General features: G+C 40.2%; 10 protein-coding genes. All 10 read right to left on the reverse strand.

The genetic code is table 11. The annotated features are described in order from the left end of the window. Positions 1-52: 52 nt before the first annotated feature. Positions 53-349 carry a hypothetical protein gene (locus tag JI65_RS15850; RefSeq protein WP_191018137.1) on the reverse strand — a complete coding sequence of 99 codons (297 nt, stop codon included), beginning with the start codon at positions 347-349 and terminating at the stop codon, positions 53-55. A gap of 166 nt (positions 350-515) precedes the next feature. After that, positions 516-737: a tautomerase family protein gene (locus tag JI65_RS15855; protein WP_191018138.1), complete on the reverse strand. Its 222-nt coding sequence runs from the start codon at positions 735-737 to the stop codon at positions 516-518. 60 nt (positions 738-797) lie between these two features. Next, positions 798-1352, reverse strand: a complete 555-nt coding sequence (locus JI65_RS15860; RefSeq protein WP_191018139.1) for a hypothetical protein — start codon at positions 1350-1352, stop codon at positions 798-800. Between the two features lie 89 nt (positions 1353-1441). After that, positions 1442-2134, reverse strand: a complete 693-nt coding sequence (locus tag JI65_RS15865) for an MmcQ/YjbR family DNA-binding protein (protein WP_191018140.1) — start codon at positions 2132-2134, stop codon at positions 1442-1444. 168 nt (positions 2135-2302) lie between these two features. Next, positions 2303-2587: a PG0541 family transporter-associated protein gene (locus JI65_RS15870; RefSeq protein ID WP_191018141.1), complete on the reverse strand. Its 285-nt coding sequence runs from the start codon at positions 2585-2587 to the stop codon at positions 2303-2305. A gap of 11 nt (positions 2588-2598) precedes the next feature. Then, positions 2599-5751, reverse strand: coding sequence for an efflux RND transporter permease subunit (locus JI65_RS15875; RefSeq protein ID WP_191018142.1), 3153 nt, complete (start codon positions 5749-5751; stop codon positions 2599-2601). Next, positions 5748-6656 (reverse strand): efflux RND transporter periplasmic adaptor subunit, encoded by a 909-nt coding sequence (locus JI65_RS15880; protein ID WP_242457278.1) that lies wholly within the window; start codon positions 6654-6656, stop codon positions 5748-5750. Before JI65_RS15880 ends, JI65_RS15875 begins: the two co-directional genes overlap by 4 nt. Before the next feature lie 10 nt (positions 6657-6666). After that, positions 6667-8064, reverse strand: a complete 1398-nt coding sequence (locus tag JI65_RS15885; RefSeq protein WP_191018143.1) for a TolC family protein — start codon at positions 8062-8064, stop codon at positions 6667-6669. Positions 8065-8205: 141 nt separating this feature from the next. Next, the gene (locus JI65_RS15890) at positions 8206-8886 is read right to left on the reverse strand and encodes a SanA/YdcF family protein (RefSeq protein ID WP_191018144.1); all 681 of its coding nucleotides are present in this window, start codon (positions 8884-8886) and stop codon (positions 8206-8208) included. Beyond that, positions 8871-9305 (reverse strand): hypothetical protein, encoded by a 435-nt coding sequence (locus JI65_RS15895; RefSeq protein ID WP_191018145.1) that lies wholly within the window; start codon positions 9303-9305, stop codon positions 8871-8873. The genes JI65_RS15890 and JI65_RS15895 overlap by 16 nt, the downstream gene beginning before the upstream one ends. Positions 9306-9489 lie beyond the last annotated feature (184 nt).

Below are 9489 nucleotides of genomic sequence, written 5' to 3' on the forward strand. Positions count from 1 at the left end.
CTTTGTATTTTCTGTATTTTTTTCATTATATTCGTAAGTTATTTCGTAATTATCATCTGGAATGTAATCGTCTTTTGTGAATAATTTTTTTTAACAAATCATTTTCGTATTCATAATAAAAATAAGTTATTATGTCACCCGAAACTGATTTTTTTTCTGTCAGCTGATTCTTTTCGTTATATTGTGAATATATCGCATTTCCGTCTTTTCCTCCGCGGGAATAAATTTCGTTTCCGTTGGGGTCATATTTGTGAACTTCCACATTCTGCAGAATAGCGATTCCTCGGTTAAGCCCTAAGATTCCCAGCAATGCCAACGGGATTAAAATCACGAACTTTTTCTTTTTCATTAAACTTCTCCGATTTTTTTAATAGTTTGCGTCTTTTTTAAAATTGAATATTTTAAAGCCACATATAAGTATACTCCGTTTTGAAGATTTCCAAAACATTATATTTAGGATACCTCAAAAAACTGAAGTTTTTGAAGTTTCCTTTACAAAACATGTGGCTTCAAAGCTACATTTCGTAGCCCGGCTTGATTATCGTGTTTTTGTCCGAAAGAACTTTGTCGTAAACTTTAGCTTTCCATTCGTCCTGCGGAACATCAACGACACTTACCGAAAAGTGTTCTTTTCCGCGGTTCAGTTCCTTACTTGCAGTCTCAAGAATCGCATCGGCAAGACGTTTTTTTGTCTCTTCGTCCCGTCCTGGGTACATTTGAATTGTAATGTGTGGCATAATATCCTCCTAGTTTTATTTTAAACTCTCAATGATTTTTTGAAAAATTCAAAATCGAATTTACAAATTAAGATTTACGACCAATGATGAATGAAGTCCAATATAGTTTGACAAATCGACAGTGTTAAGGAAAAGCCCGGAATTCAAATTGATGTTTATTGAGTTTTTATTGAGCACGACCAAACCCAAAACCGGTTCAAGGAGCATTCCACTACCAACATTGTTAAAATAAATTCCACCCAATTTGGCACCAAAATATGGAATCAAAAAATCTCTTGAACCATGAATGAATTTTTCGAAGGAAAGGTTAACGCCTGCAGCATAAGTAAAGAAAATATCTTCGTCGACCGGGGAATTCAGTTCTTTATAAAACCCGATTTCGGTATAAAACTCATAATATCCGCCAAAAGAACTTCGAGACCTAGCTTCTGAAACTCCTTCCACAAAAGCATAATGAAAATCAAAGCCTGGATAGATTTTTCCGTTCGTAAAGCCTGTTATTGCAGAGGCCGAAAGTCCAGGTACAAAAGCATTTCGGACATCAGTTTTAGACTCGCAAAAAATATTAATCGGAAGCAAAGCCAAAACCAGTAACAACAAAACAAACTTTTTCATAATGACTCCTTGTTGGGTTCAAAATATTTTCATAAGTTTTAATTATAACCAGTAGAGAATCACAAGTCCACAAACAGCACGGTTTTGCATTATTTTGATTTTGTTTTATACACAAGGGCGTAGCTTTGTTCGGTAAGTTCACAGAGAGATTCAAAAGATGTTACCGACGTTAAAAGTACCGTTATCCAATGTTTTTTGTTCATGTGATAGGCCGGAAAAACAGATTTTTTGTCAATTAACTCCGTGGAAATTTTTTCTGGAGTGGCTTTTAGATTTACAATAAAAACGTCTTCGTCGCTTGCAAGCTCGATTTGGCGATATTTTATTTTCATGACGAGTGCAAACCATTTTTTGCTCGGACAACGAAAAACGCAAGCCTCCGGAGTGTCAGTCCACGGAAAATCCGCCTTGCAATCAAAGCGATTTTCCATCCAAGAAACATATTTGTCCCGAAGATTTTCAGCTTCAAAACATTTGTCTCGAAAATCCTCCACAATCAGTTGAACTTTTTGACGAAGTTCCGCAACAAAACTTCCGTTTGAGCGTGGAACGTCAAAAAGCACATAACGCTCATCCGTGGATTTTTCGTAAACATGAACTTCAAATTTTCCTGCCGACAGGTCAACAAAAAAGTCTGCATAAAAATCCGTAGAAGGCAAATCCCGTTTTAATGTATACACGGATTTCTTGTTTTCAGTCTCTGAGTCGCAAATCTTAAATCCAAAGTCAGCGAAAGTTTCTCTCTTAGCCTTTGCTGACCGCAAAATATAAGAATAGTCCATTTTTTAACAAAAAAATATAACACGGAAGCCAGAAATTTGATATAGCCCCGATTCTAAAAATTCAATTTACAGAATCGGGGCTATTTAAAGATTTTAGTTCTGTGGTAAATGGGCGAAGTCAAAGTTCCTTCACTCACTCCTAATTCCAACTTTTTAATTCGTTATTCATCATTCCCTGTCATGCAGAATAAAAAGCTTTATTCCTTCGGTGGAAAATTTTAGTTTTACAAAGCGCACAATTTGGCTTATCTTTTTTTCGGCACTGTCGTCCGCATAGGAAATCAGAACAAAGTTCGTCTCCGGCCAGGTTGAGTCGCCGAGTTTGTAGGAATTTTTGCCTTTGCCGTTTGCAAGCGGAAGAATCGTGTAAAACATATCTGGCATTAAAGTCTCAATATTTTTTATCAATTCCGACTGAACTGACTGATTCGCAATTATTTCGATTCTAATCATTTTTCCCTCCCCTATTTTTCCTCTGCGTCGATTTTCTTGAATTCTTCTATTAATTTTGGAGAAATTCCTTCCTGAGTTTTTTCGTCCGCACCTTTGTTGAACAGCGAATAAATTACAGGAATGATAAACAGAGTTACAAGCGTGCTCGAAGTAAGACCGCCTACAACGCAAAGTCCGATTGGCTGCGTCATTGAGCCTGACTCGCCCGCAAAGAATGCCATTGGAATCATCGCGAGAATCGTGGTGAGCGTCGTCATCATAACAGGTCGCAATCGGCTCGCACCCGCCTGCTCACACGCGTCGAGTACTTTTACGCCGCGGCGCACAAGAAGATTTGTCTGGTCAACGAGAATAATTCCGTTGTTAACTACGATTCCTACGAGCATTACGATTCCAATCATGCTGACCATGCTGAATGACTGCCCCGTCAAAAGATGAATCGCCACAACGCCAACGATAAGGAACGGAAGTGTAAACAAGTTGATGAACGGGTCTTTGAACGACTCGTAAGTTCCTGCCATTACGCCAAAAACAAGGATTACCGCAAGGATTACGATTACTATAAAAACCATTGCAGTGTCTTTTGTGTCTCCCCACGAACCTTCAAAGCTAACGCTAATGTCGTCTGGAATCACAATGCTTTCGTCGATGAGCGATTTGATTGTCGCCTCAACCTCGCCTGCATTTGCAGAACCAACTGTGTTCGCGGTAAGGTGAATGATTCTCGTTTGCTCCTCGCGAGTAATAGAAACCGGTCCCGTGCCGCGAACAACCGAAGCAAAGTTTGCAACGGCATAGCGTCCGTTACTTCCTTCAACAAAAATCTTTTCGAGGTCCGGGATTTCGCCCCTGTCTTGGTCGGCAAGCAAAACAACTACATCGTAATCCTCGCCGTCTTTGCGGAACGTCGTTGCAGTTTTTCCGTTTATCGAATAATTTATCTCGTTCGCGATTGAAGTTACCGTAAGCCCGAACGAAGAAGCACGAGCGCGGTCAATTTTGATTTCAATCTGCGGAAGTCCGTCGTCAAGGTCAATTTCTGGCTCAACTACTTCTGGAACTTTTTCAGAAATCAACTTTTTGATTTTGTTCGCAAGCTCCAACGAGCCGTCCATGTTGTTCGAACGGAACGCAATATCAATATCGCTTCCAGTCATTTGCCGCATTCGGCCTTCGTCAAAAGTGAACGTTGCAACAGGATATTTGTCAAAATATTTTCGGAGCTTTGCTTTTATTGTCTCTGCCGAATCAATTTGCTCGGAAGCGTCCGGAAGATAAATCGAAATCGAACCTTTGTAAGATGTGTCCGAAGAAAGCGACATTCCGCTGCCAGTTCCAACACTCACGACGATATTTTTATAGCCTTTAACTTCGTTACGAACAATTTCATAAAAATCATCAAGAACAGCCTGTGTTTCTTCAAGTTTTGTTCCGAGCGGAAGCTGCACATTAAGACCAACCGAGCTGTCCGCATACGATGACATGAACGAAATGCGAATCTGACCAAAAGCCGCAATCGCTGTTGCAAGGATTCCAAAGGCGATTACAATTGTGGCAAAGCGTCTTCTAAGAACAAAGTGAAGCGCACGTCTGTATTTTTCTGTAACAAAGTTGATTACACCTTCGATTTTTCTGTCAGCCGATGCAAGAAATTTATTTTTGATTGGAGTTTCTTTACGGTTGTCTACTGGCAAGAATTTTCCCGCAAGAACAGGAACCAGGAACATTGCGACAAACAAAGATGAAATGAGCGCAATGATGATTACAGTCATCAATGAAGAAAAAAGCTCGCCAATCATGTTGAGTTTGCTCTTGTAAACGAAGAACGGCACAAAAACACAGATTGTCGTAAGGTTTCCAGAAATTACGGAAGACATTACTTCCTGAGTTCCGATTGCCGCCGCCGTTTTAGACTCCGTTCCTCGGTTACGGTAAACGTAAATGTTTTCGAGCACGACTACCGAAGCGTCAACGACCATTCCAAGCCCAAGGATAAGACCAGTCATCGTAATCATGTTGAGCGTGATTCCAGAAAAAATCATAATCAAAAGTGTAAGCAGAATACAGAACGGAATCGAAATCGCCATAATCAACGTGCTTTTTGCACTTCTAAGGAATAAGAACAAAATGATTACAGCAAGCACAAATCCTTCGATGATTGATTTTATGAGTTCTTTGAGCGTGTCACGAACGCTTGTAGAATCATCACTGATAATTTCGATTGAAACGTCTTTTGGAAGAGTCTTTTTTATCTGCTCAAGTTTCTCGTAAACCGAATTCGCAACGTTAACAGTATTGCTTCCGCTCTGCTTCTGAACCTGCACGTAAACGCCAGCTTTTCCGTTAATATAAATTCGGCTAGTCTCATCTTCATAACCCATGTACGCTTTTCCAACGTCGCTGAGTTTTACGTCGTAACCGTTGAGCGTTCCAACAACCGTATTGTTTATTTCTTCAAGGGAGTCAAATTCGCCTGTGGTGCGAACCATGTACTTTCGAGTTCCTTCGCTAACGCTACCGCCACCGACTTCAAGATTTTGCGCCGCGAGAGTAGATATAATAGAAGATAATGTTAATTCATACGCGTCAAGACGATTTTGTTCGAGTTCAACACGAACAATGCTGTCCCTTCCGCCCGAAACGGATGCGCTCGCAACCCCAGGAGCTTGTTCAAGACGGTCCGCAATCTGGTCGTCCGCAATTTTTCGGAGTTCCTCGGCCGTTCTGTTTCCGTTCACCGCAAGAGTCATTACAGGCATACTCGAAGAGTCAAACTGAAAAATCTGCGGGGAATCGCAGTCGTCTGGCAAAGAGCCTTTTACGCGGTCAAGTTTGTCGCGAATATTGTTCACCGCAACATCTATGTCGGTTCCATAGTTGAATTCAAGTTTGATAACCGAAGAGCCTTCGCTTGAAGTGCTCGTCATCGATTTTAAGTTACTGACGCTAACAAGTCCGCTTTCAAGAACTTCGGTAACGCTTTTTTCAACAGATTCTGGCCCCGCGTTATTATAAGTCGTAGAAACCATCGCCACCGGCATTGTCATGTCTGGCATCAAATCAATTTTTATATTTCCAACGGTAAAAAGTGCGACAACCACAATAAGACCGAACGCACACGCCGTCAAAACAGGATGTTCAAGAACTTTTTTTGAAATGCTCATTTGCTTACCTCCACCTTACGAATTTTTACGCCGTTATCAAGTGCCTGAACTCCAGAAACAATCAAATCTTCCCCGTCGTTAAGTCCAGAAACAATTTCTGCAGTGCCGTCAACAATTGCTCCAAGCTGAACTTCCCGAAGTTCTGCAGTGCCTTCTGCCGTTGCAACGTAAACGTAAGTTTTTTTGTCGATTGTAGTGACGCAATCATACGGGGCAGTAATCACATTTTCATGCAAAGTTGTAAACAATTTGATTTTTGCGTACATTCCGGCATTAATCCGCTCATCCTCCGTATCGAACAAAAGGTAAATCTCTTTTGTTCGGCTTGTCTCGTCAAGAATCGGCGAAACTTTGTTCACCTTTGCATTAAAAACTTCGCCGCTGAACGCAACGAGTGAAATTTCCGCTGAAAGACCATTTTTTAAAACCGCAACGTCCCGCTCAGGAACCATCGCCTTAATCTGGAGTCCGTTCGTAGTTCCAATCTGCGCAATCGCACTTGAAGTGGTAACGGCAGTTCCAGTCGTCAACGGAAGCGAAGTGATTTTTCCAGAAATCGGCGCATAAATCGGGCTTTCCGCATAAATGCTGCCAGGAACCGAAGGGTCAACTGTGGCAATCACACTTCCCCGCTTTACATTGCTTCCCAAAGTAACTCGCACAGACTTTATTTTTCCCGCAATGTCTGGATAAACCGAAATCGTATTGTTTGTCTGAATATTTCCGTTCAACGAAAGATATTCCTGAAGATTTGAGCGACTAACTTTTTGCGTCTGAACGGCATAAATGCTTTCTTCAACCTGCTGAACCGGGCGACCGCCCGCTTTTTTTGGGAGCATTGCAACTCCGCCAGCTATAACAACCACACCTGCAACGAGCAAAGCTCTTTTTACTGCTTTCTTCATATTTAACTCCTTAGTTTCCTTTTTCTGTTTCACTGCTTTCATTCTGGCTTTCTGCATTTTTTGTAAAGCTGCCGCTCGGAATTCCAAGCAAATTTTCCAAATCCAAAACGTAGCTCATCAAATTGTACTGTTCGCTCCGCCACTCAACCTCGGCTTCCTGATAAGAAGTGAGCGCATTTTGAAGTGCCAAAAGGTCTTTCGTACCGTTTCTGTAAGCTGTGTACGTCATTTGGTAAGTTTTTTGGGCAAGCTCCACGTTGAGTTTTCTCTCCTCAAGCGTTTCCCGCGAAATCTCAATGCTGTGCACTTTTTCCACAATCGAAGTTCGAAGAGATTTTCGTTTGTCTTCAAGCTGCAATTCCAAATCCTTTACGGAATCATCTTTTTCGCTCACAGAATCTCGTGAACTTGAACCGGGAACAAGCGAATCAAGCGGAATGGAAATGCCAACGCTCGCGTTCCAAGAATTTCCCGTAGATTTATCGCTGTTTTTTACCGTGTAAGAAAGTTCTTTTGGTGTTACAGAAGCCGAAAGCTTTAACGAAGGCGAATATGCCGAAACCGCTGTATACGTTTTTGTAAGTTTTGCACTATCAAGACTGCTTTTAAGCGAACGAACTTCTGGAGAAGATTCAACCAATTCATCAATTTTTTCTTTTGTTAAATTTTTAAGTTTGACTTCTTGAATTAAATCTGCATCATCAAGGGAACCTGCAAAAATCACTTCCGTTTCGCTAGGATTTATTTCAATCCCAATTTCATTCAAAAATTCAATCGCCGCGTTGTAATAAGTTTTTTCCGCAGTTTTCAAAGCGACCTGCGCGCTCTTCAAGTTCACTTCTGCCGTCAAAAGGTCAAGTTCCGGCACAAGCCCGCTGTTTCTTTTGATTTTTGTCTGATTGTACTGATTCAAATATGAATCGAGACTTGATTTGTAAGATTCAACTTTTTTCTGCTGATACAAAATTGAATAGAATGATTTGCGCACCGTCGTTTCAACTTCGCGAACCGTGTCCTCGTAGTCCGCTTTTCCGCTTTCGTAGGCTTGTTTTAAAATCTCGATTTTTTGAGCAAGACTTGCGTTAAGCGAAAGCGAAGCGTCAAGACTTCCTGAAGCCGTAAGAGTTTCGCCCGATGTGTACGATGAACTGTCCGAAGCTGAGCCGGTCACTGATGCCGAAATTGATGGCAAAAAATTATTCCATGAATGTTTGTAATTTCTTTCTGCTTGATTTAATTCGATTGATTCCCGTTTTATTGAGACATGAGTTTTTAATGCCGACTCAACTGCCGAATCCACGGTGATTTCTAATTTGTTTTTTTCTGATTTTTGCGAATCTTCGCCAAACGCACTGAAAACAACTGCAACCGAAACCAAAAGTGTTACGCAAAGTTTTCTGATTTTCATACATTCCTCTCTGTTACATGATTTTCATCTTTATAACCGTAAACAGATTTAGAATGTAAAAAGTATCATTAACTATACAAAAATAAGAAAACTCTTATATTTGGAGTGCAGAGATTCCATTAAAAAGCACGGGAATACATTTTACATGTCCCACGTAAGTGCGCCGCTACCCGTAATTGGAATTTGATTACCTAAGTACTTAGGTTTTGCGTGCAAACATACAGAAAAGAAGGCTTTTACGCGGGCAAGGCTTTCACGCAACTCCCAGTTCAAACGAAGTGATTTTCTAAAACGAGTGATTTCTGGCGAAATGTACCCAACTGCATCGATTCCGAGTGCACGGGCAATGTACACCGAACGGTAAATGTGGAATTTTTGCGTCGTAATTACAGCATCTTGCACGCAAAAAACGTCACGCGCACGGTACATCGTTGAATATGTGTTGAATCCCGCGTGGTCAAGAAAAATTTTTTCCAAATCAAGATTGTGCATCGTTTTTATGTAAGATTTAGCGGCATTCACCTCATCATAATCTTTCCGACCATGATCACCAGAGATAAGAATCTTGCTTACGTTCCCTGTCTGCAAAAGGCCGACCCCAGCTTCAATTCTGTCCCTAAAAACATGTGAGACCACATTGTTTTTGTAGACCATAGCTCCCGGAACAATCACCGTGTAACGTTCAGGAACTTTTGAAATGTCATTGAAAATATATTTTTTTGTGCTCTGAATCATATAAACATTGATTGCCAGCACCATCAAAAAAATCAGACCAAAAATCGAAAGAACTACCCAAAAAGCCCTTTTTACCACTTTCGCCATTCTACCGTCAAATCCTGCATTTCGTTGTCAATAAAACCAAACATATACGCTGTTTTGCTTATGAATTCAATAATAATAACTCCCTGTTCCTTGCCAATCAAACACTCCGAACAGTTTGTGTTCAAATCATTAAGTGATTGAGTCGCAGTTTTTACAAGAATCATATAGTCAGATTTGTTCTTTTTGCGATATTTTTCCATTTGGTCGTAATATTCGCTCAAAATTTTGTCAACTTTAGAAATATCTTTTATAGTATAAGCACAGTCAGAATTTTTCTGTTCATCTTTCATGCTGAAAATTAAATGCCGTTTTACCCGCCCCAGCTCCGATTTTGTAACGTTAATATCAGAGTTGTATTTTTGAGCAGCCAAAGAAAGTGTGTTAACCGTGGCAAATAGCATTAATGCAAGAAAAAACATTGTATTTTTTCATAATTTTTTATCCTCACTTTTTTTAACCTAAACAAACTATTTTTAAGCAGCTAATTAAGAAGTAATTCCTCAAACAAATTATAACTTGCTTTTTGAATAAAAACAGAAAATTCCATGAAATATAGGCTATTTTTTACAAAATGGAGTATTTTTATATTATCTTAAATTATTT

This window comes from Treponema zioleckii (genome assembly GCF_014737315.1).
GTDB lineage: Bacteria > Spirochaetota > Spirochaetia > Treponematales > Treponemataceae > Treponema_D > Treponema_D zioleckii.